The 23,983-nt window shown below is 73.9% G+C and carries 26 protein-coding genes; 10 read left to right on the top strand and 16 right to left on the bottom strand.

The window, feature by feature from the left end:
- Window positions 1–12 precede the first annotated feature (12 nt).
- The 4 genes from LWC33_RS02640 to LWC33_RS02625 all read right to left on the bottom strand — a co-directional run bounded on the left by LWC33_RS02640 (window position 13) and on the right by LWC33_RS02625 (window position 4,796).
- Complete coding sequence (locus tag LWC33_RS02640) at window positions 13–1,959, bottom strand: DUF6541 family protein (RefSeq protein WP_233302544.1); 1,947 nt, start codon at window positions 1,957–1,959, stop codon at window positions 13–15.
- 322 nt (window positions 1,960–2,281) lie between these two features.
- Window positions 2,282–3,202 (bottom strand): decaprenyl-phosphate phosphoribosyltransferase, encoded by a 921-nt coding sequence (locus tag LWC33_RS02635; protein WP_233302543.1) that lies wholly within the window; start codon window positions 3,200–3,202, stop codon window positions 2,282–2,284.
- Window positions 3,202–3,780 carry a phosphatase PAP2 family protein gene (locus tag LWC33_RS02630; protein WP_372476540.1) on the bottom strand — a complete coding sequence of 193 codons (579 nt, stop codon included), beginning with the start codon at window positions 3,778–3,780 and terminating at the stop codon, window positions 3,202–3,204. The genes LWC33_RS02635 and LWC33_RS02630 overlap by 1 nt, the downstream gene beginning before the upstream one ends.
- Before the next feature lie 191 nt (window positions 3,781–3,971).
- Window positions 3,972–4,796 carry an HAD family hydrolase gene (locus LWC33_RS02625; protein WP_233302541.1) on the bottom strand — a complete coding sequence of 275 codons (825 nt, stop codon included), beginning with the start codon at window positions 4,794–4,796 and terminating at the stop codon, window positions 3,972–3,974.
- Window positions 4,797–4,872: 76 nt separating this feature from the next.
- On the opposite strand from LWC33_RS02625, the gene LWC33_RS02620 reads away from it, so the two are divergent.
- Window positions 4,873–5,997, top strand: a complete 1,125-nt coding sequence (locus LWC33_RS02620; RefSeq protein WP_233302539.1) for a nucleotide disphospho-sugar-binding domain-containing protein — start codon at window positions 4,873–4,875, stop codon at window positions 5,995–5,997.
- A gap of 78 nt (window positions 5,998–6,075) precedes the next feature.
- Here LWC33_RS02620 and LWC33_RS02615 read toward each other — a convergent pair whose 3' ends face one another.
- The gene (locus LWC33_RS02615; RefSeq protein WP_233302538.1) at window positions 6,076–6,567 is read right to left on the bottom strand and encodes a MarR family winged helix-turn-helix transcriptional regulator; all 492 of its coding nucleotides are present in this window, start codon (window positions 6,565–6,567) and stop codon (window positions 6,076–6,078) included.
- Between the two features lie 57 nt (window positions 6,568–6,624).
- On the opposite strand from LWC33_RS02615, the gene LWC33_RS02610 reads away from it, so the two are divergent.
- Both LWC33_RS02610 and LWC33_RS02605 read left to right on the top strand, forming a co-directional pair.
- On the top strand, window positions 6,625–7,683 hold the full coding sequence (locus LWC33_RS02610; protein WP_233302537.1) for an FUSC family protein: 1,059 nt from the start codon (window positions 6,625–6,627) through the stop codon (window positions 7,681–7,683).
- Between the two features lie 59 nt (window positions 7,684–7,742).
- Window positions 7,743–8,387: an endonuclease gene (locus tag LWC33_RS02605; protein WP_233302535.1), complete on the top strand. Its 645-nt coding sequence runs from the start codon at window positions 7,743–7,745 to the stop codon at window positions 8,385–8,387.
- A gap of 48 nt (window positions 8,388–8,435) precedes the next feature.
- On the opposite strand, the gene LWC33_RS02600 is transcribed toward LWC33_RS02605, so the two are convergent.
- From LWC33_RS02600 to LWC33_RS02590, 3 genes are read right to left on the bottom strand one after another with little or no spacing between them, the layout of a single operon-like run.
- Window positions 8,436–8,882, bottom strand: coding sequence for a DUF350 domain-containing protein (locus tag LWC33_RS02600; protein ID WP_233302534.1), 447 nt, complete (start codon window positions 8,880–8,882; stop codon window positions 8,436–8,438).
- 59 nt (window positions 8,883–8,941) lie between these two features.
- Window positions 8,942–10,108, bottom strand: a complete 1,167-nt coding sequence (locus LWC33_RS02595) for a glutathionylspermidine synthase family protein (protein WP_233302533.1) — start codon at window positions 10,106–10,108, stop codon at window positions 8,942–8,944.
- A 3-nt stretch (window positions 10,109–10,111) separates the two neighbouring features.
- The gene (locus LWC33_RS02590) at window positions 10,112–10,777 is read right to left on the bottom strand and encodes a hypothetical protein (RefSeq protein WP_233302532.1); all 666 of its coding nucleotides are present in this window, start codon (window positions 10,775–10,777) and stop codon (window positions 10,112–10,114) included.
- Window positions 10,778–11,033: 256 nt separating this feature from the next.
- Here LWC33_RS02590 and LWC33_RS02585 point away from each other — a divergent pair, with 256 nt between their 5' ends.
- The gene (locus tag LWC33_RS02585; protein WP_233302531.1) at window positions 11,034–12,269 is read left to right on the top strand and encodes a septum formation family protein; all 1,236 of its coding nucleotides are present in this window, start codon (window positions 11,034–11,036) and stop codon (window positions 12,267–12,269) included.
- 13 nt (window positions 12,270–12,282) lie between these two features.
- The gene (locus tag LWC33_RS02580) at window positions 12,283–12,621 is read left to right on the top strand and encodes a metallopeptidase family protein (RefSeq protein ID WP_233302724.1); all 339 of its coding nucleotides are present in this window, start codon (window positions 12,283–12,285) and stop codon (window positions 12,619–12,621) included.
- Between the two features lie 15 nt (window positions 12,622–12,636).
- Here the strand turns inward: LWC33_RS02580 and LWC33_RS02575 are convergent, their stop codons facing one another.
- Window positions 12,637–13,281 carry a TetR/AcrR family transcriptional regulator gene (locus LWC33_RS02575; protein WP_233302530.1) on the bottom strand — a complete coding sequence of 215 codons (645 nt, stop codon included), beginning with the start codon at window positions 13,279–13,281 and terminating at the stop codon, window positions 12,637–12,639.
- Window positions 13,282–13,345: 64 nt separating this feature from the next.
- On the opposite strand from LWC33_RS02575, the gene LWC33_RS02570 reads away from it, so the two are divergent.
- Both LWC33_RS02570 and LWC33_RS02565 read left to right on the top strand, forming a co-directional pair.
- Complete coding sequence (locus tag LWC33_RS02570) at window positions 13,346–13,930, top strand: NADPH-dependent FMN reductase (protein WP_233302528.1); 585 nt, start codon at window positions 13,346–13,348, stop codon at window positions 13,928–13,930.
- The gene (locus tag LWC33_RS02565) at window positions 13,927–15,291 is read left to right on the top strand and encodes a DHA2 family efflux MFS transporter permease subunit (RefSeq protein ID WP_233302526.1); all 1,365 of its coding nucleotides are present in this window, start codon (window positions 13,927–13,929) and stop codon (window positions 15,289–15,291) included. The genes LWC33_RS02570 and LWC33_RS02565 overlap by 4 nt, the downstream gene beginning before the upstream one ends.
- A 46-nt stretch (window positions 15,292–15,337) precedes the next feature.
- Here the strand turns inward: LWC33_RS02565 and LWC33_RS02560 are convergent, their stop codons facing one another.
- The 3 genes from LWC33_RS02560 to LWC33_RS02550 all read right to left on the bottom strand — a co-directional run bounded on the left by LWC33_RS02560 (window position 15,338) and on the right by LWC33_RS02550 (window position 18,103).
- Complete coding sequence (locus LWC33_RS02560; RefSeq protein WP_233302525.1) at window positions 15,338–16,024, bottom strand: histidine phosphatase family protein; 687 nt, start codon at window positions 16,022–16,024, stop codon at window positions 15,338–15,340.
- On the bottom strand, window positions 16,021–16,980 hold the full coding sequence (gene pheA, locus LWC33_RS02555) for a prephenate dehydratase (protein WP_233302524.1): 960 nt from the start codon (window positions 16,978–16,980) through the stop codon (window positions 16,021–16,023). Before pheA ends, LWC33_RS02560 begins: the two co-directional genes overlap by 4 nt.
- Before the next feature lie 220 nt (window positions 16,981–17,200).
- Window positions 17,201–18,103, bottom strand: coding sequence for a hypothetical protein (locus LWC33_RS02550; RefSeq protein ID WP_233302523.1), 903 nt, complete (start codon window positions 18,101–18,103; stop codon window positions 17,201–17,203).
- Window positions 18,104–18,219: 116 nt separating this feature from the next.
- On the opposite strand from LWC33_RS02550, the gene LWC33_RS02545 reads away from it, so the two are divergent.
- Window positions 18,220–19,026 (top strand): DUF2470 domain-containing protein, encoded by an 807-nt coding sequence (locus LWC33_RS02545; protein ID WP_233302522.1) that lies wholly within the window; start codon window positions 18,220–18,222, stop codon window positions 19,024–19,026.
- A gap of 15 nt (window positions 19,027–19,041) precedes the next feature.
- Here the strand turns inward: LWC33_RS02545 and LWC33_RS02540 are convergent, their stop codons facing one another.
- The gene (locus LWC33_RS02540; protein WP_233302521.1) at window positions 19,042–19,398 is read right to left on the bottom strand and encodes a DUF3817 domain-containing protein; all 357 of its coding nucleotides are present in this window, start codon (window positions 19,396–19,398) and stop codon (window positions 19,042–19,044) included.
- Window positions 19,399–19,421: 23 nt separating this feature from the next.
- Window positions 19,422–19,982 carry a hypothetical protein gene (locus tag LWC33_RS02535; protein ID WP_233302519.1) on the bottom strand — a complete coding sequence of 187 codons (561 nt, stop codon included), beginning with the start codon at window positions 19,980–19,982 and terminating at the stop codon, window positions 19,422–19,424.
- Window positions 19,983–20,535: 553 nt separating this feature from the next.
- Between LWC33_RS02535 and LWC33_RS02530 the strand changes: the two genes are divergently transcribed.
- Together LWC33_RS02530 and LWC33_RS02525 are read left to right on the top strand one after the other, a co-directional pair.
- Window positions 20,536–21,342 carry a CPBP family intramembrane glutamic endopeptidase gene (locus LWC33_RS02530; protein WP_308190892.1) on the top strand — a complete coding sequence of 269 codons (807 nt, stop codon included), beginning with the start codon at window positions 20,536–20,538 and terminating at the stop codon, window positions 21,340–21,342.
- 24 nt (window positions 21,343–21,366) lie between these two features.
- Entirely contained in the window at window positions 21,367–21,900 is a 534-nt protein-coding gene (locus tag LWC33_RS02525) for a ferritin (protein WP_233302518.1), read from the top strand.
- A 152-nt stretch (window positions 21,901–22,052) separates the two neighbouring features.
- On the opposite strand, the gene LWC33_RS02520 is transcribed toward LWC33_RS02525, so the two are convergent.
- Together LWC33_RS02520 and LWC33_RS02515 are read right to left on the bottom strand one after the other, a co-directional pair.
- Window positions 22,053–22,991: a DUF5926 family protein gene (locus LWC33_RS02520; RefSeq protein ID WP_233302517.1), complete on the bottom strand. Its 939-nt coding sequence runs from the start codon at window positions 22,989–22,991 to the stop codon at window positions 22,053–22,055.
- Entirely contained in the window at window positions 22,991–23,983 is a 993-nt protein-coding gene (locus LWC33_RS02515; RefSeq protein ID WP_233302516.1) for a DUF4328 domain-containing protein, read from the bottom strand. Before LWC33_RS02515 ends, LWC33_RS02520 begins: the two co-directional genes overlap by 1 nt.

Here is a 23,983-nt window from a genome sequence, read left to right as displayed (position 1 = left end):
TGACGGCGGGCGTTATGGGCGAGCCGGCACCGCCGCAGGCAGGATTTCGTATATTGTGGCACCTGAGTTCTGATATACGGGTTGCAGTCCTGCCACCGAGGAGAGGTTCACCATCCCTGGGGACCGAGTCTCTCCCGGGCGCACCATCCCCTGCCCGAATATTGCGTACTTGACGTTCAACCGGGCGAGGGTCTCACGCACCCTGGGGCTTTGATCCAACTGATTAAGATTGTCCAGGAGGAACTGCGCATCAGACCCCGGCCGAGCACCGTAGAAGGTCCAGTTCACGGGCATGACTCCATCGAGGCCGTACATCCAGACGGCGCCGTCCTGAACATCGTTCACGACTCGCTCGTTTGGTCGGACTCGTTGCCCCAGCCATGCATAGGCGTCGCGCTCGGCCGTGCTCACCGTCGGACCATCACCGTGGTTCTGGGCAAGGCGGCTGGCGTTGCGGCCGATATAGGCACCGGAAGTGAGTACGAGGAGCGCCGCCGCAAAGACAACGAACACGGTGATAGCCGCTGCAGGACGGAGCCACGGGGTGGACGACAACGAGCCGGCCCTGAGTGCCCCGGCGCGAACCACTCGACTCCCGAACTCACCGATGCCGAGCGCTCCCACCAATGGCAGGAGCGCCGCAATACGCCACACGTCGGTGTAGAAGACACCTGTGAGCGCCCGGAAAGGCGGCAGTATATATGCCGCCCCTGCGATGTACATAAGAGCGAAGAAAATGTAGGCTCCGACCATCCAGGTCAGGCGATTCCGGCTGACCAGGAGCGCAAGGCCGATTACCGCCGGAATCCCCAGGTACCATTGCAAGAATGGGTCCGGGCTGGAAAACATCACAGCCTGAGTAAAGGCTTCAGCAGGATTGGCGAGCTGCGGCCACTGGGCGCTCAGCACACCACCCGCGCTAGTCATCGCCGGTAGGACGACGGGCACAACGACGGCGACGGCAAGCACGAGGGAGAACACGAGCGGCTTCGCCGCCTTCCTCCAGCTGACCGGCTCCAGCCGTAGGGCAAGCGCAAGCACCAGCATCCCGAGGTACACGAAGAGGACGAAGGCTAGGCTGGTGTGGAGTCCTATGAGGCCGGTAATTGCCAGCACAGCGCCGACGGGGCCTGCCAGGGGAGCCCGGGGCTTGGGATCGACGATCTCCCGTACAACGGCGAGGGTGGCCGGGACGAGTGCCAGTCCGGCGACGTACGGCCAGAGCGGCCCGCGCCAGAGCGAATCGTAGGGGAAGGTTCCGAACCAAGTAGAGACGGCTGCGGCGACACCCGCTGCAAGCGGAGACAGCCGCCATGCCAGCGCAACGGCCGCGACCCCGATCGGCCAGACAACAACACTCATCATCGCAGCGAAGTTCAGGAGCTGCGGCATCGCGAGCCCGGCGTGATCCAGAAGGAGCGCCAGCAGCGCATGGTAAGTGTTCGGGTAAAAGTAGCTGGCATCACCTGCGTCGTTCGCGATCGGCGCCAGGGCGGACGGAAGCGGGTCACCGTGGTCGGCGATCCACCGGATCGCATTTGCGTGGAAGGGTGCGTCCCAGTCTTGGTTGATGACCGTCAGCGAGCCGATACCACGGAAGAACGTCACAAGTCCGACCGTCAAGCCGACGGCCACTCCGGCTCCCACCCCGAGGTGTGACAGCACTGCCTCCCTTCGCCAGGCAGTCCTGAGCGAGGCCGTGCCGTGAGGCGCCCCCATCGATCGCCGCCTGAGCAACCGAGTCAGCAGGGCTACGACGAGAACGAGGGCAACGGTCCATATCGCGACCGACAGCGGCGTCCAGCGCATCCCACTGTGGCCGAGCACAACAACGCCTAACGAGACGATGCCGAACGTCAGGGCCGGAGCCGCCGCTAGAAGGGTCCAACCTCTCAAACCGAGCGCCGCGCCCATGGCGAGTCCTGGTAACCAGAAGGCAAGAAGGACGAGAAGCACCATGTTGTTGTTCCTAGGAGGCGAAAGGTTGAAGGTCCGAAGACATTGATCCCTGAGCGTACTGCGCAGGACATGCATGCCTTGAGGCACACGCGACGTCTGTCGAGTCGTAAGTAAACCTTCGAACCACGGCACCCCGAGAGTTGGTTCACGCGGTGTGAAGAGGCGTCTGAAGCGGTGCTATGCCTTCCGGAGGCGTCGCCAGCCGGGGCCCTACGCCCCACAGTTGCCGTCACTCAAGGTGAGCAGGGAACGATTTGCTCCTGCCCGACGGACCGGACCCGCGTTCCGAGGCGGACGAGCGACATCGCGGTCGGGAACGCCGTCAGACGTAGACGGCCAGGGTCAGCATCGCCACCCAGGCGATTGCGAGGACCTGCAGGACCCGGTCGCCGAGGGCGATCTCCTCGGGCTCGCCGCCGTCGCCGTTGTCGACGTCGACCGAGTAGCGCAGCACCGCGACGACGAACGGGACGATGGAGATCACCGACCACACCGAGTTGTGGTGCGCCTCGCGGATCTCGAAGGCCCACAGCCCGTAGGTCATGATCAGCACGGTGGCCGAGAGTGCCCACACGAACCGCAGGTAGGACGGGGAGTACGACTCCAGCGACTTGCGGATCTTCGCGCCGGTGCGCTCGGCGAGCATCATCTCGGCGTAGCGCTTGCCCGCGACCATGAACAGCGAGCCGAACCCGGCGGCGAGCAGGAACCACTGCGACAGCGGGATGGCGGCGGCGACACCGCCGGCGATGGCGCGCATGAGGAAGCCGGAGGCGACGATGCAGATGTCGAGCACCGGCTGGTGCTTGAGCCAGAAGCAGTAGGCCAGCTGCACGGCGACGTACACGCCGAGCACGATCAGCAACTGCACCGAGGCCAGCAGCGACAGCGCGATGGCGGCGGCGAAGGCGACGACCGCCACGCCGTAGGCCACCGGGACCGGGACGACGCCGGCGGCGACGGGCCGGTTGCGCTTGGTCGGGTGGGCGCGGTCGGCCTCGACGTCCTTGGCGTCGTTGACCAGGTAGACGCCCGACGCGGCCAGCGAGAACGCCACGAACGCGACGGCGAGCTTGACGGCCACCGCGCCGTGGAACAGGTCGCCGGAGGCGAACGGGGCGGCCAGGACCAGGACGTTCTTGACCCACTGGCGAGGGCGCATCGTCCTGACGACGCCGGCCACCAGACCGATCGGGGTCCGCTGCGGAGCCTCCACCGCCGGGGGTACGTCCGTGCTGGTCATCAGCGCTTCTTCCTGTGGATCAGGCGCGGGATCACGCGCCGGGCGGCGAGGGCGACGCCGGCGCCGAGCGCCGATCCCGTCGCCACGTCGGTCGGGTAGTGCACGCCCAGGACCAGCCGGGACAGCGCCATCACGGGCACGACGGCCAGCGGCGCCCGGGAGCGCAGCAGCCGGCCGTAGAGCACGGCGGCGGCAGTGGTCGAGGTGGCGTGCGAGGACGGGAAGGACAGCCGGCTCGGGGTGCCCACGAGCACCTCGACCGACGGGTGTTCGGGACGGGGCCGGCGCACCACGCGCTTGACCCCGACGGACGCCCCGTGGGCGAAGGCGACGGCCGCGGCGGACCAGAGCCACTCGGCGCGCCGCCGGCGGTCGACGGCCGCACCGACGAGACCCAGCGCGAGCCAGCCGCCCGCGTGCTCGCCGAAGTGCGACATGCCCCGGGCCACGGAGACCGTCCGCGGGCGCGCGATCCCGCGCTGCACGGCGGACAGGACCTGCACCTCGGGCGAGGCCGGTGCGACGGGTTCGGACGGCGCAGGAGCGGGTAGGACGGGAACCGCGGGTGCGTCCGGCACGGCCGGTACGTCGAGCGACCGGTCGGTCACGGGCAGGCCTCCTCGCGCGCGCGGCGGAGGGTCCGCGGGCGCCGATCTGCGGGGTGTACGGCGCAGCCATGCTACGCGTCAGCCACCCGGGGCCCGGTCCGGCGTGCCGCGGCCGCCCGTCCGTGCTGGTCAGCCGGAGACCGGACCGGGCGGAACCGGAGTCAGAACCAGCGCTCGAGGACGAGGGCGAGGCCGTCGTCGACGTTGGACGCCGTGGTCTCGTCCGCCGCCGCGACGACCTCCGGGTGCGCGTTGCCCATCGCCACCCCGTGCCCGGCCCAGCGCAGCATCGCGACGTCGTTGGGCATGTCGCCGAAGGCGACGACCTCGTCGGCCGCGATGTCGGCGAACTCCGGCGTGCGTTCCATGAGGTCGCGCAGCCCGGTGGCCTTCGAGACGCCCGCCGGCGCCACCTCGATCAGTCCGCCCGGGTGCGAGAAGGTGATGTCCACGACGTCGCCGACCAGCGGCTCCAGGACGGCGGCCATCGCGTCGCTCGACATCCCCTTGGCCCGGACCAGCAGCTTGACCGCGGGGTGGGCCAGCAAGCGGTCGCGCGCCTCGGTCGGCGGCCCGCCGCCCGGCCAGGCGTGTTCGTAGTCCGGTTCCGCGACGAACTGGGCCACCTGGTCGTCGAACGCGCGCTCGCCCACCCGTTCGACCCCGAGGGTGGCGCCGGGCAGGGCCTCCGCGACGGCCTGCTCGAGGCGGACGAGGTCCTCCGGGTGCAGCGCGCGGGAGCCGACGATCCGGTCGGCCTCGACGTCGTAGAGCACCGCGCCGTTGGCGCAGACCGCGTACCGGACGACGCCCAGCTGGGTCGCCACCGGCGGGATCCAGCGCGGCGGGCGCCCGGTCACCAGCACGAACGGGACGCCGCCTGCGACCAGCCTGCCGATCACGGCGGCGGTGCGCGGGCTGACCTCGTGGTCCTCGCCGAGCAGGGTGCCGTCGACGTCGCTCGCGACGAGGCGCGGGGCCTCCATGTACTACTCCACCCGCCCGGACACGCCCCCAGCGTACGGGCAGCGGTCCGGGCGATCTCCGGGATAGCGTGCGGGTATGCGCGTGCTGGTGGTGTCGGCGCCGCTCACCGGGCACCTGCTGCCGATGCTGCCCCTCGGTGAGGCGCTGTGGGAGGCGGGGCACGACGTGCTCGTCGCCACCGGCGGCGACGCGATGAACGCCGACACCGGGAACCTCCCGGTGATCGACGTGGCGCGCGGCCTCTCCTTCGCCCGGATCGCCGCGCGGAACATGGCCGCCCATCCCCTCGACGCCCGGGCGGAGCTCACCGGCACGGCCGGCACCCGGATGGTCGCGCGGCTGTTCGGGGCGGTGAACGAGGAGCTGACGGACGGGATGGTCACCGTCGTCGAGCAGTGGCGGCCCGACGTCGTGGTCCACGAGCCGCTCGCCGTCGCCGCCGGCGTCGCCGCCGCCCGGTACGACCTGCCCACCGTGCTGCTGGAGAACTCGCTGTTCGACGGGCCGGCGCTGGTCCGGGCCACCGCGGGCTCGAAGCTCATGCGGCGGGCGCTGCGCCGGCACGGGCTGGACGACGAGCGCGGCCTCCCGGCGCCGCAGGTCGTGCTGACGACGGCGCCGCGCAGCGTCGTCGGCGAGCGGACCGGGCTGCCGATGCGGCCGGTGCAGCGCGGTGGCGGGGAGATCCCGGCCTGGCTGCGGGTGCCCTCCGACGCCGCAGACCGGCCGCGCATCCTCGTCTCGCGCAGCACCGCCCCGGGCCCGGGCGCCGACCCGATGCCGGCGGCGCTGGCCGCCGCCGCGGAGGTCGACGCCGAGATCGTGCTGGTCCGGCCGGAACCGCGGGTCGAGCGCCGGGCGCACGGGATGGACCGGGTGCGGACGGTGGGCTGGGTCCCGCTCGTCGACGTCATGCCGCTGTGCGCGGCGATCGTCCACCACGGCGGCTCCGGCACCGCGATGGGCGCGCTGTCCGCGGGGATCCCGCAGCTCGCCGTGCCCGGGGCCGGGGACCGTCGGCACAACGCCGAGCTCATCGCCCGGCGCGGCGCGGGCCTGTCCGGAAAGGTCACCGCCGAGGCGCTGCACCGCCTCGTCGCCGACGGCGAGCTGGCCGCCAACGCGCGCGAGGTGCGCACCGAGCTGGAGGCGATGCCGCCGCCCGAGGCCCGCGTGCCGGACGTGGCCGCCCTGGACTGAGCAGCGGTCCTGGACCGAGAAGCAGCCCTGGCCCCGGACCGCCGGACCCGGTCCGGACGGACAGCGCGGGCCCGCCGCTCACGGTTCCCAGGCCAGCAGCGCGGTCCGCAGCAGGGCCGCCAACGACTCGCGCTCGGCCGGCGTGAAGACCTCGAGCAGCTCGGCCTCGGCCGCGACCTGCCGCGGGAGGACCTCGTCGACCAGCCGCTCCCCCGCCCCGGTCAGCGCGACCCGGGCGGCGCGGGCGTCGTCGGGGTCCGGGGTGCGGGTGACCAGGCCGGCCGCGGTGAGCTTGTGCAGCCGCTTCGTGGTCGCCGCCGGGGAGCCCACCACGCCGGCGGTGAGGTCGCCGGGGCGCAGCGGCGCGTCGTTGCGCCGCAGCTGGCTGAGGACGTCGAACTCCGCGCGGGTCACGCCGGCGTCGGCCAGCCAGTCGTCGGCCGCCTGCTGCAGGAACCGCGCGGCCCGCAGGATCCGCCCGGCGACGGCGATGGGCGCGGTGTCCAGGTCCGGGCGCCGGGCCGACCACACCGCCTGGATCTCGTCGATCGCGTCACGGTTCGCCGTCACTGGCTTCCCCTTTCGTACACTGGTGAAGTACTTTGTACACCGGTGAAAGGAGTATGCGTGCAGGGGACGCTGGTCCGTGAACTGGTCCGTTTCGAGGCCCACGCCGGGGCGCACCGGCCCGCACTGCGGTGCGGGATCTCGGTAGGGGTTCCCATGCTCGTGCTGCTCGTGCTCGGCCGCCTGGACCTGCTGGGCGCGGCCACCTTCGGCGCCTTCGCCGCGATCTACGGCCGGAACCTGACGGTGCCGGCCCGTACCCAGGTGCAGGCGCTCACCGGTCTGGGGCTGGTCGCGAGCGTCGCGTTCGGGTTGCTCGCCGCGCACCTGCCCGCCTCGCCCTGGCTCGCGCTCCTCGTCCTGGTGGGCGTGGCCGTCGCCGGGACGATCGGCGGCGAGGTCGTCGGCTGGAAGCCCGGCGGGCCGCTGTTCTTCGTCTTCGCCGCCGGCGCGTTCGCCGGTGCCCACCCGCTCGGCCTCGCCGCCGCGCTGCAGGTCGTGGCCGTCGCCGCGGGCTCGGCCGCGTTCGCGGTCGTGGTCGGGAGCGCCGGGGCCCTGCTGCCCGGGCACGTCCGGCGCCGGGCGCCGCTGCTCGCGGTCCCGCTGCGCGAGGCGGCGCGCCGGGAGATCGTGCTCGAGGTCCTGCTGGCCTGCGCGGTCACCGCCCCGCTCGCCGTGCTGCTCGGGGTGGACCACGTGTACTGGGCGCTGGTCGCGGCCGTCGTCCCGCTGTCGGTCACGGGCTCGCGGGCGCGGGTGAACCGCGGCGTGATGCGCATCGGCGGCACGCTGGGCGGGCTCGCGGTCGCCGCGGCGCTGCTGGCGCTGCACCTGCCGGGCTGGGCGATCGTGGTCGCCGCCGTGGCGCTGCAGACCGCGGCGGAGCTGCTGGTGATGCGCAACTACGCCGTCGCGCTGCTGTTCATCACGCCTCTCGCCCTGGTGGTCGGCACGACGATGCACCCGGTCCCCACCGGCACGCTGCTGACCGACCGGCTCGTCGCGACGGTGGCCGGGGTGCTGGTGGCGCTGGCCGTCCTGGGCCTGCGCGCCCGCCGCCGGCGCCGCCGCACCGCCCCGGCGCCGTCCGCCGCCGCGTCGTGCGTCCTGGCTCCATGACTCACCTCGGGGTGCGGGCTGGGGTGCATCGTGGCTCCACAACGCGGGTAGTCGTCGGTATGGGTGCGCCACAGGACACCGTGACCGCGCTGCTCGACGAGGCCGGCGAGACCTACGCCGAGCAGGCCGGGATCACGCTCAAGGACACGCCCGCGCCGCTGTACCGGCTGCTGGTGCTGGCGGTGCTGCTGTCGACCCGCATCCGGGCGGACGTCGCCGTCGACGCGGCGCACGAGCTCGTCCGCTCCGGGATGGGCACGCCGGAGAAGATGCGCGACGCGAGCTGGCAGGACCGCGTCGACGCGCTGGGCCGCGCCCACTACACGCGCTACGACGAGAGCACCGCCACCGCGCTCGGCGAAGGCGCCGAGCTGCTCCTGAACCGGTGGAAGGGCGACCTGCGCCGGCTGCGCGAGGAGGGCCGCGGCGACACGGACCGCATCCGCGAGCTGCTCACGGAGTTCCCCCGGCTCGGGCCGACCGGCGCGGACATCTTCTGCCGCGAGGCCCAGGCCGTGTGGCCGGAGCTGCGGCCGGCGCTCGACGGCAAGGCGCGGCAGGGCGCCGAGAAGCTCGGCCTGCCGACCGCCCCGGACGACCTCGCCGCCCTCGTCCCCGACGGCAGGCTCGCGCAGCTCGCCGCCGCGCTCACCCGCGCGGCGCTGACGAAGGACGTCGCCGAACGGGTGCGCGACAGGGTCTGAAGCCGACGTCGGCGCGGAAGAAGCCGCGGCCCGGGAGAGGACCGCGGGCTAGATGATCGCAACGGCCACCACGAGGCCGAGCGCCACGTGCGCGGCCGCGACCACCCACGCCTCGGCGCTCAGCTCCTCGGCCGCCAGCACCTCACCGATCCGGATGCCGGTGACCCACTCCAGCAGCCGCACCGCGACGACCTGGGCGATGATGCCGACCAGGCCGAAGATCAGCGCCGCGAGCAGCCCCTCGGCCAGCAGCCCCGAGGCGCTCCAGATCGCGACGACCACGATGAACGCCATCGAGATCATCCCGGCGGAGGTCACCAGCACCGCGCCCGGGCGGCCGTCGCGGACCAGCCGGTTCAGCTTGCCGGGTGTGGTGATGTCGATGGCCCAGAAGCCGATGAGCATGAGCAGCGCGCCGAGCAGCGCGTAGAGCAGGATCGCACCGACGCCGCGGCCGATGTTCGCGAAGTACGCCGCATCGAGGGCGAGGGTCATGGGGTCCTCCGGGAGGAAAGGGACGGGAAGCGGGGGTCGGGGCCCGAGGATCGGCGGCGTCAGTCCTCGGGGATGCGGTGCGGCACGAACGCGGCGCCGTCGTCCGTCACCAGGCCCGCGGTCTCGCGGATGCCGAGACCCGCCGAGCCGTCGCCCACGATCCACGCGCCCAGGGCGGGCCGGAAGCCGTCGAACACGGGCAGCGGGTCGAAGAGCTGGTAGACGTAGCCCTCCTCGCCGTACACGCCGCCGGTCGAGACCTGCGAGCCGGGCGAGACGATGTCGACGTTCGCCCCCTCGCGGCCCAGCAGCGGCTTGCGCACGTACTCGGTGAGCAGGCCCGGGTCGTTCAGGTAGGCGGGCAGCAGGTTCGGGTGGCCGGGGTACATCTCCCACAGCACGGCGAGGATCGCCTTGTTCGACAGCAGCGTCTTCCACAGCGGCTCGAGCCAGAGGGTCTCGGGCAGGCTGCGCACGACGTGCTTGCCGAACTCCTCGGTGAGGATCCACTCCCAGGGGTAGAGCTTGAACACCGTCGCGATCGACGCCTCCGCGAGGTCGACGAAGCGGTCGAGGTCGACGTCCCAGCCGATGTCCTCGATCCGCAGACCCACGGTGTCCAGGCCGGCCTCGGCCGCGGTCTCCTGCAGGTACCCGACGGTCACGTGGTCCTCGCCGGTGGCGTCGCCGCCGGACCAGGTGAAGTGCACCTCGGAGCCGGGCAGCGCGCCCTTGATCTCGCCGAACCGCTCGACCAGGCGCTCGTGCAGGGAGTTCCACTGGTCGTCGTCGGGATGGGTGTCCTTCAGCCAGTACCACTGCAGGATCGACGCCTCGAGCAAGGTGGTCGGGGTGTCGGCGTTGTACTCGAGCAGCTTGGCCGGGCCGGAGCCGTCGTAGCGCAGGTCGAAGCGGCCGTAGACGTGCGGGTCGTGCCGCTTCCACGAGTCCGCGACCTTCTCCCACACCCACTCGGGCAGGGCGAAGTCGCGGAACCGCTCGGTCGTCACGACGTGGTCGACGGCCTCCAGGCACATCGAGTGCAGGAGCTCGACGTCCGCCTCGAGGGAGAGGATCTCGTCCATCTCGAAGACGTAGTGCACCGACTCGTCCCAGTACGGCCGGGCGAGCCCGTTCTCGTCCCGTCCCGGCGCGTCGTAGACGAGCCCCTGGTCGCGGACGATCTGCTGCCAGCCGGGGCGCGCGGCCCCGCGTTCACGGCGCACCGCTCAGCTCCCGCTGCTTCCGCCGGACTTCCCGCCCGACGAGGACGACCCGCCCGACGTGCCCTTCGACCCGCCCGAGGACGAGCCGCCGTTGCTCACGCCGAGGCCACCGCGCGAGATCGTCTTGCCCGACGGTGTGCGGACGGTCGCGTTCTGCGGCACCGTCGTGGTCCCGCCGGTGGCGACCTGGCCGATGTTGCCCGAGCCGCCGTAGTTGTAGTGGTACTGGCGGCCGCCGGCCCCGATGAAGATCGGGAAGAAGCCGCCGCCCCCGTAGTAGGTGTTGTTGCTGGCCGAGGCCGGGGTGACGCAGTTCCCGTCGTCGACGACGACGTTGTTGTCGTCGACGCAGCGGGCCTGGACCTCCTCGTCGTCCGAGGACACGGCGTACCCGACGGCGATCAGCGCGACCACGCCGACCGCCACGCCGGAGCCGATCAGGATCCGCTTGCGCTTCTTCCGGCGCCCGGCCTCCTCCTCGGCCAGCCGGGCCTCCTCGGCGCGACGGCGGGCGCCCTGCTCGCGGGCGCGCTTCTCGGCCAGGGTGGGTTCGCGGGGCGTGGTCGACGCGTCCTGCTCCGTCATCCGGCCGCGGGCCCTCTCGACGGGCCGGGTCTCCCCGGTCTCGTCCGGCGGTCCGGGCTGGTCCCGGCCGTCGTGCTCCGTCATGCGTCCACCCCCGCCGCGCACCGTATCCGCTCCGGGCGTACGTGCGGAACCGCCCACGGTCTCGGCTCGGTATCGGACCGACCAAGATCGTGACACCGTTCACCCGACCCGGGAGGCCTCCCGTCGCGCAGGCTCACCGGATCGGGGTTCCTCGCCGTCCCCCGACGACACCTCGCAGCACGCGCCCGACCGATGACCGAGCGACGACGGCACCGGATCGGGTCGCCCGGACGGGGACGGCAAGATGGTCGCCGACATGGACGAGCTCCCCACCCCGTCCGGCGGCCGCTCCCCCCTCGCCGTCGGCGACCGCCCGGCCCGCTCCCCGCGGACGAGCCCGCCGCCCGCGTCCCCCCGCCGGGGTGCGCGCCTGCCGGGCCGCCGCCAGGCGCGGCGGATCGTCGCGGCCGTCCTCGTGGGCGCCGGCGTGATGCTCGGCGTGGCCACGCTCGACACCGTCGCCGGCGCCACCGTGCCGGTGCTCGGCTCCCTGGCCGCGCTCCCCTCGCCCAACGGCACCTCGGCCGACGTCGAGGACATCCCGCCGCCGCCGACCACCCCCGGGACCTGCCTGAACTGGGCCCGTGCCGACGCCGCGGACACCGCCGTCGTCGACTGCGCGCAGCCGCACCTGTTCGAGCAGTCGGGGACCGTCCAGCTCACCGACCAGCAGACTCTGCCGGACGACGCGACCATGCGCCAGCTCGTCAACGAGCGGTGCACGCCGGTCGTGCTGCAGTACCTCGGCGGCAAGTTCGACCCGAACGGCAAGTTCCGGGTGGGCGCGCTCAAGCCGTCGCAGAAGAAGTGGGACGAGGGGGACCGCGAGCTGCGCTGCGGCGTGCAGAGCGCCTCGCGCTCCGGCGCGCTGTACCCGCTGGCCGGCAAGGCGGCCGACCAGGACCAGTCCGGGACCTACGCGCCCGGGACCTGCCTGGCGATCGACGGGCCGCGGGTCGGCGACCCCACGGACTGCGCCGGGCCGCACGCGGTGGAGACGGTCGGCGTCGTCGACCTCTCGCAGAAGTTCCAGAGCGGCTTCCCGGCGGTGGGCGACCAGGACGGGTTCCTGCAGCCGGAGTGCAGCCGGATCGCGGGCGACTACGCCGGCGGCGCCCAGGTCATCACGGACAAGAAGCTCACCGTGTACTGGGACAACGTCACCGAGGACTCCTGGAACGCGGGCACCCGCAAGGTCAACTGCAACCTGGCGGCGCTGCTGCCGGACCGCAGCGGGTTCGCGCCGGTCACCGGGCCGGTCAAGGGCGCCGTGACAGTGGGCGACCAGCCCGCCCCGGCGGCCACCACCACGCCGAAGCCGGGCGTGCCGGCCCCGCCGACGCAGTCCGTCGCGCCGACCACGGACCCGAGCGTCCCGCCGTCGGCGCCCGAGCCGGCGCCGCCGAGCTCGGGGGCGCCCGCTCCGTCGGCGACGGAGTCGGCGGCCGTTCCGGCCGGCCCGCCGCCGGAGGTGCCCGTTCAGGCACCCTGACGTCGTGGTGGAGATGAGCCGGATCCGGTTCGACGAGCTGGTGTCCGACGCCCTGGACACGATCCCCCGGCGGCTCACCGCGGCGATGGACAACGTCGTGGTGCTGGTCGAGGACCGGCATCCCGACGATCCGGAGCTACTGGGCCTGTACGAGGGCGTCGCGCTCACCGACCGGACCAGCGACTACGGCGGCGTCCTGCCCGACCGCATCACGATCTTCCGCGACGCGGTGCTGGGGATATGCGCGACCGAGGACGAGGTCGTGCACGAGGTCGCCGTGACCGTGGTGCACGAGATCGCCCACCACTTCGGGATCGACGAGCACACGCTCCACGAGCTCGGCTGGGGCTGAGCTGCGCCCCTCCGGTCAGGGCGCATAGGCACGCAGGAACGCGTCGACCCCGGTGGCGACGATCGTGTCGAGCTCGCCCCGCGGCAGCGGGAGCGCGCCGTGGAAGGACCGGCTGGTCACCTCGCCCGCCGCCAGCAGCACGAGGTGCCGGGCCGTGCGGTGCGGGTCCGCCTCGCGCAGCCGGCCCTCGGCCATGAACCGGGCGATGTGCCCTGTGAGCGCGCGCTGCACCCGTCGCGGCCCGGTCTCCTGCCACGCCTCGAGCGCCTCGGCGGGGATGTGCAGCACCTCGGCCTGGATCTGCCGGACGAGCGCGAAGTGCTCGCCCGCGGTGGGCTGCGCGTGCGCCCGGCCGAAGGCGAGCAGGGCCGCCTCCAGCGCCGCCGGCCCTCCGGCGACCTGGCCGAGGTGCCGCTCCATCTCGGCGATCTGCTCCTCGGCGACCCGCTGCGCGCTCTCCTGGATCACCGTCTCGAACAGGGCGGCCTTGTCGCGGAAGTGGTTGTAGATCGTGCGCGTGGAGACCCCGGCCTCGCGCGCGATGAGGTCGATGCTCGCGCGGGTGTAGCCCTCGCGCGCGAACACCGCGAGCGCGCCGCGCAGGATCGCGCGCCGCTTGTCCGCGAGCCCCCGCCGCGGCCCGGTCCCGACCGTGGTCACCTCGTCTTCCTACCCGATGCAACGAGCGTTGTCACTTTGCCATGCACGTTGTACTTTACCGCTCGTGAACAGCGGCATCCGAATCGGGATCATCGTCGGCAGTACCCGTCCGCAGCGTCGGGGCGGGATCGTGGCGGCCTGGGTGCAGCGGGTCGCCGAGGCCCACGGCGCAACGGTCGAGCTCCTCGACCTGGCCGACTTCGACCTCCCGCTGCTCGACGAGCCGACCCCGGCCATCCACGGCGACCACACCCGCCGGCACACCCTGCGCTGGGCCGCGGCCGTCGCGGCCTGCGACGCCTTCGTCTTCGTGGTCCCGGAGTACAACCACTCCTTCCCGGCCGCCGTGAAGAACGCGATCGACTACCTGTTCGCCGAGTGGAACGACAAGGCCGCCGGCCTGGTCGGCTACGGCGTGCAGGGCGGCGTCCGGGCCGTCGAGGCGCTACGCCCGGTGCTGGCCGAGGTCGGGATCGCCGACGTCCGCACCCAGGTCTGCATCGACCTCATGACCGATTTCGTGCTGACGGGACCGACCGACGTCGGGCGGATCGCCCCGGCCGGCCACCGGGAGACGACGCTGCGCCGGATGCTCGACGAGGTCACGGCGTGGGCGGGCGCGTTGCGCGGCCTGCGGGTGCCCGCATGACGGTGTGGGACCCGGCGACCCGGAGGATCGCCGCGGTCGTGGTGCTCGGGGCGCTGCTGTCGATGCTCGACGCGACCGTGGTCGCCGTCGGGCTGGAGTCGATGGCCCGCGACCTCGGCGCCGGCCTCGGGGCGGCGCAGTGGATCGCGCACTCCTACCTGCTCGCCCTGGCCGTCGCCCTGCCCGCATGCGGGTGGTCGGGCAGGCGGATCGGTGCCGGGCGTCTCTGGGTGCTCGCGCTCGCGGGCTTCACCGTGGCCTCGGTGCTCTGCGCGCTCGCGCCGACCCTCGCGCTGCTGGTCGGCGCGCGGGTGCTGCAGGGGATCGCCGCCGGGTTCCTGGTCCCGACCGGGCAGGCGCTGCTCGGTCAGGCCGTCGGCCCGGAGCGGCTCGGCCGGGTGATGGCGGTGCTCGGGGCGGTGGTCAGCCTCGGACCGGCGCTCGGCCCGGTCGTCGGCGGCGTGCTGCTCGAGGTGGCGTCGTGGCCGTGGCTGTTCCTGGTCAACGTCCCGATCGGGCTGGTCGGGGTGGTCGCGGGCGTGCGCGTGCTGCCGCGGGGACGGCCGACGCGCACCGGGCCGCTCGACCTGCCCGGCATGCTCCTCGCGGGGATCGGCCTGTCCGCGCTGGTCTACGGCCTGACGGCGGGGGGCGAGCAGGGCGCACCCCTCGTGGTGGGCGGCACCGTGCTCGCCGGGGGGATCGCGCTGGCCCTGTTCGTGGTGCGGTCGCTGCACCGCGCGCACCCGGTCACCGATCTGCGGCTGTTCTCCGACCGCCGGTACGCCACCGCGACCGTGTGCAGCACGCTCACCGGCGCCTCGCTCTTCGGGACCGTGTTGGTCTTCCCGCTGCTCCTGCAGCTCGGACGCGGGACCGGCACCGTCGGCACCGGACTCGCGCTGCTCTCCTACGGGCTCGCGACGGCGGCCTCGACACCCCTGGCGGGCAGGCTCACCGACCGGTTCGGCGGCGGTGTGGTGGCCGCCGCGGGCTGCGTGGGCCTGGCACTCACCGCGATCCCCTTCGCCCTCGCCGAGCCGGGCCCCGTGCTCGTGCAGGTCCTCCTGGTGCTGCGCGGCATCGCGATCGGTTTCGCAGCCATCCCGCCGACCGTGGCCGCCTACGCCGTGGTGCGGCGCGAGCAGCTGCCGGACGCGACCACCCAGCTCAACGCCCTCCAGCGGGTCGGCGGGGCCGTGGGCGGTGCACTGGTGGCCACCACCCTCGCCACGTTGCTGCCGCAGGGCGCCGGGCCGGCCTTCGCCGCGGTGTTCTGGCTGCTCGCGGTCCTGGGCGTGCTGGCGCTGATCCCGGCCGTCCTGCTCGCCCGGCAGCGGGACCCGGTCCCGCAGCGCTGAACCCTCCGCGCCCGCGTCGCAGGGCGGCGGTGGGCACCAGGGCGCGTCAGTGGGCCTCGGGGGCCGCGCCCGCCGTCACGTCGCCGACCAGCGCGGGCCCGGAGTCCCACAGCTCCAGCGCCCACCCGGTCTCGACGAACCGGTCCCGGCGCAGCACGACCCGGCCCGCGTTGGGCACGTACCGGGTCTCGGCGGTGTCGCCGAGCAGCGCGGCCGCGGCGAGCCGGATCGCGGCGCCGTGGCTGACCAGGACCACCATCCCGCCCGGCCCGTGCGCCCGCTCGGTCTGCTCGACGATCCGGTTCACGGCCGGCAGGTACCGGGCGCGAAGGTCCAGCGCCGACTCCCCGCCGGGCAGGGAGCGCGCGAGGTCGCCGCCCCACCAGGCGTCGTACACCTCGTCGAACTCGCGGCGGGCCGGCTTGTCCGAGCGGCCCTCGAGCTCGCCCACGAAGATCTCGTGCACCCCGTCGACCACGGTCACGCCCAGCCCGTGAGCCAGCGCGACCGGCTCGGCGGTCTGCCGGGCGCGGATGGCCCGCGAGGCGTGCACCGCGCGGATCGGCCAGTCCACGATCAGCTCGGCGATGCCCGTCGCCTGCGCCCGGCCCGTCTCGTTCAGCGGGGCCCCGGGCGGGACGGTGTCCAGTGCCCGCGCGACGTTCGCGTCCGTCTGGCCGTGCCGCAGCAGGACCAGGCGCAGCTCGTCCTGCTCGGGCTCCTCGGGGGTCATGTCCACTCTCCGTTCCGCACTCCGGCCAGCCACTCCTGCGCCGCCCGGTACGCCGCGGCGTCGGCCCCGTGCAGCGGGACCGCGGGCGCCCCGACCCCCTCCACGGGCTCGGGCGCACCGACCGCCCGCGGGTAGGAGCCGAGGAAGCGGACCCGGTCGCAGCGGCGGTGCAGCGCGGCCAGCGCCTCCCCCATCGCCGGGTCCGCGACGTGCCCGCTGCAGTCGAGGTGGAACCAGTAGTCGGCGTGCCGGTCCTTGATCGGGCGGGACTCGATGCGGGTCAGGTCGATCCCCCGCACGGCCAGCTCGGTGAGCAGCCCGAGCAACGAGCCCGGCCGGTTCTCCGTGGTCAGGGCCAACGTCGTGCGGTCGTGGCCGGTGGCCGGCGGCGGCGTGCCGGGCCGGGTGACGAGCACGAAGCGGGTGACGGCACCGGCGTTGTCGGCGATGTCGTCGGCCAGGACCTCGAGCCCGTGCTGCTCGGCGGCCAACGGCGACGACACGGCGGCGTCGACCTCGCCGCGGGCGGCCTGCGCCGCCCCCTCGGAGGTCGAGGTGGCCACCCGGACCTCGGCCTCGGGCAGGTTCGCGGCGATCCAGCCGCGGGTCTGGGCGATGCCGTGGCCGTGCGAGGCGACGGAGCGGACGGCGTCGAGGGTCGTGCCCGCGCGGCCGAGCAGCACGAACTTCACCGGGATGACGGCCTCGCGGACGATCACCAGCGGCGGCTCCTCGACCAGCCCGTCGAGCACGGGCGGCACGGCACCCTCGACGCTGTTCTCGATCGGCACGCAGCCGGCCTCGACGGTGCCCGCACGAACGGCGCGGAGCACGGCGGGGTTACCCGGCAGCGGCACCAGCTCCGCGTCCTCGGACTCCGGCAGCGTGCGCAACGCCTGCTCGGTGAAGGTGGCGTGCGGGCCGAGGAAACCGATGCGGGATCGGGGACGGGGCACGATCGGCCAGCCTAGTCGGGCCGCCGGCGGCCGCCGCGCTGCCCCGTCCCGACCAACCCGCCGGGCCGGAGAGAGGAACTTCGCGGTCCGCACGAACCGATGGCCCGCCCGGCCCGTACGTCTGGTCGGGGAGCCGGGTTCCGAGGGGGGCGGGGGATCCTCGGCACCGGCTGCCCCGGGGGTCGCCGGACCCTGCGCCCGGGGTCCGGCGGCCGCCGGCCTACAGCAGGCCGAGCGTGGCGAACTCGCTGATCGACATCGGGTCGGGGTCGATCCCGCAGCAGGTGAACAGGCCGCGCACCGTGTCGACCGTGCGCCCGGACAGCGCCTCGGCCTCGCCGACCAGCGCCTGCCCGTCCGTCTCCCGGAGGGCGTCGCCGACCGTGCCCTCACCACCGGTGCCCAGCTCGCGGGCGACGGCGAGCAGCAGGTTGAGCACGCCGTGCCGGCCCCGGTCGTTCTCGTTCTCCGGCGTGGGCCGCACCGCCTCGCGCAGCCCGATCGCGGTGAACCCGCGCCCGGCCCCGACGGTGACCTGCAGGAACCGCTCGACCTCGGCCACCGACGGCACGTCCGACGGCCGGGGGCCGCCGCAGCGCAGCTTGGGGGTGCAGCCGTGCTCGGCGACCCGCTGCACCGCGTCGAGCCAAGCGACGATCTCGTCCGCGGTGCCGCCGAGCGGGCGCCGCGGCTCGACGACGGGGGTGACCTCGTCCGGCACGAACTCCGAGACGCGCTCGAGCCAGACGGCGTCGACGTCCGGCGGCGCGGCGGTCTCGACCGTGCGCGGGGTCAGCAGGCTGGACCGGGAGAAGACGGTGGACAGTGCCTTCGGCACCGCGCCCAGCCCGGTGTCGACGACGAGCGAGAGGTCGACCGGCCGCGACGGCGCGGACCGGGCCAGCTCCGTGACCAGGGCGGGCAGCCGGGAGACGGGGCAGACCAGGTGGCCGATCATGCCCCCGTAGGCCCCGTCGCGGGCCGACAGGTAACGGGCGACCACCGCGTCGATGCTCGGGGCGACCATCCGCGGCTGGACGAGGCTCGCGTCGTCGACCAGCCCGGCGAGCAGGGGACGGATCGGCCACGGGTCGGCGGAGGATCCCGAGGGCACGGTCGTCACGGGTACGCACGCTAACCCGCCGTTCACCCGGCCCCGACAAGGGGTGGCCGCTCCGCCCTGGACAGGCCCGTCGTCCGGCAGCTAACTTAGCCTCACCTAACTCGGAGGTGAGCTACGTGGGACAGACCCGGCTCCGGCGTCCGCCGGCACCTGCGGACGCCGAACGCGCCCGGAGCGTCGCGGCGCGCGGCGGGGAGGCGGCACTGGTCGGGACGGGCGGACCGGAGCCCGTCGTGCCGCTCGTGCACCACGTCCACGCCGATGGCTCTGCCGTCGTACTGCTCCCCGACGAGTCGTCGGTGCTGGAGGCGATCCGCACCTCGGACCGGAGCGAGATCCCCGCCATGCTCGAGCTGACCGACCGAGCGCCGGTCGAGCTGCGCGAGCCGGTCCGCGCGCTGCTGTGGATCAGCGGCTGGCTCCGGCTGCCCGACCCCACGTCCGCCCGCCGGGCCGCCGTGCAGGTCGCCGACGTCGTCCCGCACCCGCGGCTGCTCGACCTCGGCCACGGCGCCACGCTGGTCAAGCTGACCCCGAGCTCGGCCGTGCTGGCCGACGCCGAGGGCACGGCCGCGCTCGCGCCCGTCGACCTGGCCGCCGCCCGTCCGGACCCGTTCTGCCGGATGGAGGACCACTGGCTCTCGCACCTCGAGGAGACCCATCCCGAGGTCTTCGACGCGCTCGCCCGGCACCTGCCCGCGCCGCTGCGCTGCACCATGGGCGCGCGCGTCCGGCCGCTCGGCGTGGACCGCTGCGGGCTGCGGCTGCGCGTGGAGACGCCCGAGGGTGACCACGACGTCCGGCTCGCGTGGCCGCAGGAGGCCACGACGGCCGAGGAGCTGCGCGTGCAGCTGGGGCTGCTGGTGGGGTGCCCGTTCCGCCAGGTCGGCGGGGGCGCGCACGCCCAGGCCGACGAGGCCTGAACGGCCCGGCCCTCGTCAGCCCTCCCGCTGCGGGGCCCGCTCCTGCGCCTGCACCCGCTGGGTGACCTTGCGCTCCGCGATGAACGAGCAGACCGGGATCGTGCCCGCGAGCAGCACCAGCAGTGCGAACACCGGCGTGAACCGCGCACGCTCGGCCAGCACCAGCGTGACCACGATGTAGGCCATGTACAGGAAGCCGTGCAACATGCCGATGATCGCCACCGGCCCGGGGTCTCCGGCGAAGTACTTCATCGGCATCGCGTAGAACACGAGCAGCAGCAGCCCGACGCCCGTCACGTAGGCGAACACGCGGTACAGCGGCAGCCGCCACCCGACGGGGCGCTGCGCGGTGGACGTCCTGGGGCTGGTCACGCCTCGACTGTAACCGCGCCGGCTCACCGGCCGTCCGCGGTCTCCCGGTCGCGGGCGGCCAGCCCGGCGAGCATCCGGTTGTACTCGGCCAGCCCGGGCGACTCGGTGTCCGTGACGGGTGTCGGGGCGGCGACCGGGCTGCGGGTGAACGGGGAGTCGTCCCAGGGCAGCGGGGTGTCGTCGGCCGCGGCCGCGGGAGCGGTGGGGGCCGGTTCGGGCCGGGCCTCGGTCTCGGCGTTCTCCCGGGTCTCCGCGGGCGCCACGGGCTCCGCGGCCTCCGGGAGCGCCTCGGTCGCCGGGGTGCCGCGGTGCTCTCGCAGGTCCAGGCGCAGGAACCGCCACCACATGTAGGCGAAGAACACCGCGAAGATGGGCCACTGGATGCCGTAGCCGACGTTCAGCGCGGAGCCCATCGCCGAGCCCGCGCGGTCCCACTGCCAGATCGCCGCGATCACGGAGCCGGCCACCGCGAGGATCGCCAGCAGGTGCCAGAGGATCCAGCGGGGGGACAGCACCACGCGCCACACGCCGACCAGGATACGCGGCCCGACGACGGCCCCGGCGGTCGTCGCCGTCCGGGCCACGTGGGCCGAGGGGTGCCGGCAGCACACCGGCCCGCCCGGGCGATCACCGGTCCGGACCCGTGGACGCCACATCTCACGCTCGGCGGTCCCGGGCGATCACGCGAGGCCGAGGTGGCGGAGGGTTCGCTCCGGTCGGTGATCACCGCGCGGGACTCCTCGGCGCCACATCCGGCCGCCGGCGGTCCCGACCGACGATCAGAAGCAGAACCCGGCGGATCGGCCGCTCCAGGGCCCGTGATCATCGCCTGCGGCCGGGACGCGACGAATCCGACGGCTGGACGGTCGCAGCCGGCGATCACGAGCTCTGACGCGGACGGGAGATGCGGGCACCGACCACCCTGATCACCGGCCCGGACGCGTCGACGCCACATCCGGCACGCAGCGGTCCCGGACGGCGATCATGCGGAGGGCCGAGGCCGGCGGACGCGTGTGGACACTCCGGTTTGTGATCACCGCTCGGGTCGTCTCGGCGGCACGGTCGGCGCTCCGCGGTCGCGGACGACGATCACGGGGCGGCGGACCTCCCGCCGCCGGGAGCGGTAGCGTCGGCGGCGTGGCGGGTGGTCGGGTCGGGCGGTGGCTCGCGGCCCCGCCGTCGGAGGTCGCGGAGGTCACCGGTCCCCGGGAGCGCCGGCTGATCGGGCTGGAGATCGCCGTGGTGCTCACGGTGACGCTCGGGCTCTCCGCGCTGCGCAGCGCCCTGTCCCTGGTCGACGCGCTGCTCGCCCCCACTCCCCTGGCCGACCAGCAGGTCGCGCTGAACGCGCCGGCGGCGCATGCGGACCTGGTCGACCTCGCGCTGCAGCTGGTCCGGGTGCTGCAGCTCGTCGGCTGGGGCGCCCTGGCGGCCTACCTGCTGCTCCGCGCCGGGTTCCCGCTCGCCCGGATCGGGCTCGACCGGACGCGCCCGAAGCGGGACGCCCTCGGCGCCGTCGGGCTGGCCGCGCTGATCGGCATCCCGGGGCTCGGCCTGTACCTGCTGGCCCGGGCGCTCGGCGTGAGCCTCGACATCGCCCCAAGCACGCTCGGCGACGTCTGGTGGCGGACCCCCGTCCTGATCCTCTCCGCGGCGGCGAACGCCTGGGCCGAGGAGGTCGTGATGATCGGGTACCTGCTGACCCGGCTGCGCCAGCTCGGCTGGTCGGCCGACCGCTCGGTGCTCGCGGCCGCGGTGCTGCGCGGGGCGTACCACCTCTACCAGGGGCTGGGCGGGTTCGTCGGGAACCTGGTGATGGGGCTGGTGTTCGGGCGGGTGTGGCAGCGGACGGGGCGGTTGTGGCCGCTGGTGGGGGCGCACGCGCTGATCGACGTCGTGGCGTTCGTGGGGTACGCCCTGCTCCCCGCGGGACTGCGCCCGTAGCGCTTCTTAGGCTACCCTTCCTGGGTGTCCGACTCGAAGTTCCTCGCCCTGCTCAAGGACCAGATCCGCAGCGAGTTCACGGCCTCGCAGCAGTACACGGCCGTCGCGGTGTGGCTCGACGGGGAGGACCTCCCCCAGCTGGCCGCGCACTTCTACGCCCAGGCACTGGAGGAGCGCAACCACGCGATGAGCATGGTGCAGTACATCCTGGACACGCACGAGCGGGTGCAGATCCCGGGGATCGACGAGGTGCGGAACGACTTCACGACCGTCGAGGACGTCGTCGCGCTGGCGCTCGGGCAGGAGAAGCGGGTCACCGAGCAGATCACGACGCTGGCCCGCACCGCCCGCGACGAGGGCGACTACCTCGGCGAGCAGTTCATGCAGTGGTTCCTCAAGGAGCAGGTCGAGGAGGTCGCCTCCATGTCGACGCTGCTCACCGTGGTCCGCCGGGCCGGGGACAACCTCTTCCACATCGAGGACTTCGTGGCCCGCGAGCTCACGAAGGGCGAGGCGGCGGACCCGTCCGCCCCACCCGTCGCCGGCGGCCGCGTCTGAGACGGCCGCGTCATGGAACCATGACGCGCCCAATCCGGCCCAGAAATCGCATTATGGTTCCATAGTGCGCACAACTCGACCCACAGATCGCGTCATGGAACCATAACGCGTTCGCTGTCGGCCGAAATGCGCGTCATGGTTCCGTACTGCGGTCAGCGCAGGGTGACCTGCTTGCCCGCGAGGGCGTCCCGGGCGCTGCGCTCGGCCGTGGACAGCTCGTCCGTCGCGGCCAGCGCCCGCTCCAGCCGCTGGGCGAAGGCCACCGCGGGGGCGGACCACTCCTTGGCGTGCATCTCCCGGTCCACGTCCCACACCGGCACGAGCAGGCCGTGGGCGCGGAAGGCGCCCGCGTAGCGGCTGCCCTCATCGAGATCCAGCGCGCCGGCCGCGTGGAGCCGCGAGAGGGCCGCCATGAGCGCGTCCTCGGCCTCCGGGCGCACCCAGCGCACATGCGCCTTGGTGCCGGTGTCGACCCAGTACGCGGCGCGGACGCCCTCCCCGCCCAGCGCCTCGGTCGGCATGATCACGGAGTTGGCGCGCTCGATCGTCGCGGCGATCTCGGCGCCGGGCTCCTCGCCGTCGGCCGGCAGCCACCAGGCGAAGTCCTGGTGCAGCTCGAGGTCGAGCTCGGCGTCGGCGACCAGCAGGTCCTGCAGCCGGACGAGCTCGCCCTCCCCCACCCCGGGCCCGACGACCGGCAGCGCCGACCCCGGCTCGGCCGCCTCGGCCCAGCGCAGCGCCTTCGCGAGGTCGGCGGACAGGTCGCCCGAGCGGGTCTGCACCTGCATCCCCAGCAGGATCTCGCCGTCCGGCCGGACGAGCGCGGCCGAGGCGCCCGGCAGCACGGTGGCGAGCCGCACCGGGCGCTCCCCGGTCTCGCGCAGCGGCAGCGGGGCGACGGCGGACGGCAGGAACTCGCGCATCGCGACGAGGTCCGGCTCGGCGGCGAGCCCCTCGAAGGGCCGGGTGACGATCACGTCGTCGCCGGCGCCGTGGCACGCCTTGTACCGCTTGCCGGACCCGCAGGGGCACGGGCGGCGCGGGTTCTCGCCGGTGGCGGCGCTGGACTTGTCGCGGTTCTTCTTGGCCATCAGGGCGCCACCGTAGCGTCGCGCGCGACCCGCTCCGCCGCCGGTCCCGGCGCCCGCACGGCGACGAGCGTCTCGCGCCGGACCGGGCGGGCCGGCTCCAGCAGCGCCATGAGGTGGCGCAGCACCCGTACCGTGACCAGCGCGGTCGCCGCGGCGAGCAGGTCGAGCACCGCGTGCAGGACGACCCCGTCGGCCATGGCCTGCACGCCGGCGCGGAAGGACCACAGGAACACGACGACGCCGAGTACCACCCCGGCGGCCCACATCGCCCACCACACCAGCAGCAGCCGCGACGGCCGCGGGCGCTCGGCGGGCGGGCGGTCCAGCCCGGCGTGCTCGATCTCGGCGAGCAGCGAGCCGGGCAGCGACAGGTTGAGCCCGGGCACCACCCACCCGGCGACGACGGCGGCCACCGGTCGGGACGGCACGGTTCCGGTCCGCTCGGCGGCGGCCTCGCGGGCGCGAAGTGTCCAGAGCACGATGAGCACCCCGCAGCCGACGAGCCCGGCCAGCGAGGCCCAGCCGCCGAACGCGACGGCGGCGTCGGAGAAGGCGACCGGCCCGGCCGGCAGCGCGTCGGACCGGCTCAGCAGGAGCAGGACGTAGCGCAGGATCTCGGCGAGCCCGGCCACCACGGCGACGGCGGCGGTGACCCGCAGCAGCACGTCGAGCGGGTGGGCGACCCGGCGGGCCCGTTCCAGCGCCGGCTCGTGCTCCACCTCCGGCTCGCCGCGCCACGGCAGCGGCGGGAAGCCCCAGCGCGGCACCTCGCGGTAGCGGGGCGGGCCGGTGTAGCGGAAGCGGGGCCGCACCGATGGGCGCGGCCTCCCGTCCGGCGGGGGCTCGGCCACCCACGCCAGGGCGGCGAGGTAGCGGCCGCAGTACGGGCAGAACGGCCCGGACCCGGACGGCGCGACCCGCCCGCACCGCGAGCACGCGGGAGGCCGGGCGGGGGTTCCGCCCGAGGGCCGGGACGGCGGGGTGGGGCTCAC

Source organism: Pseudonocardia terrae (assembly GCF_021343995.1).
GTDB lineage: Bacteria > Actinomycetota > Actinomycetes > Mycobacteriales > Pseudonocardiaceae > Pseudonocardia > Pseudonocardia terrae.
This window is presented reverse-complemented; position numbering and strand designations above follow the sequence as displayed.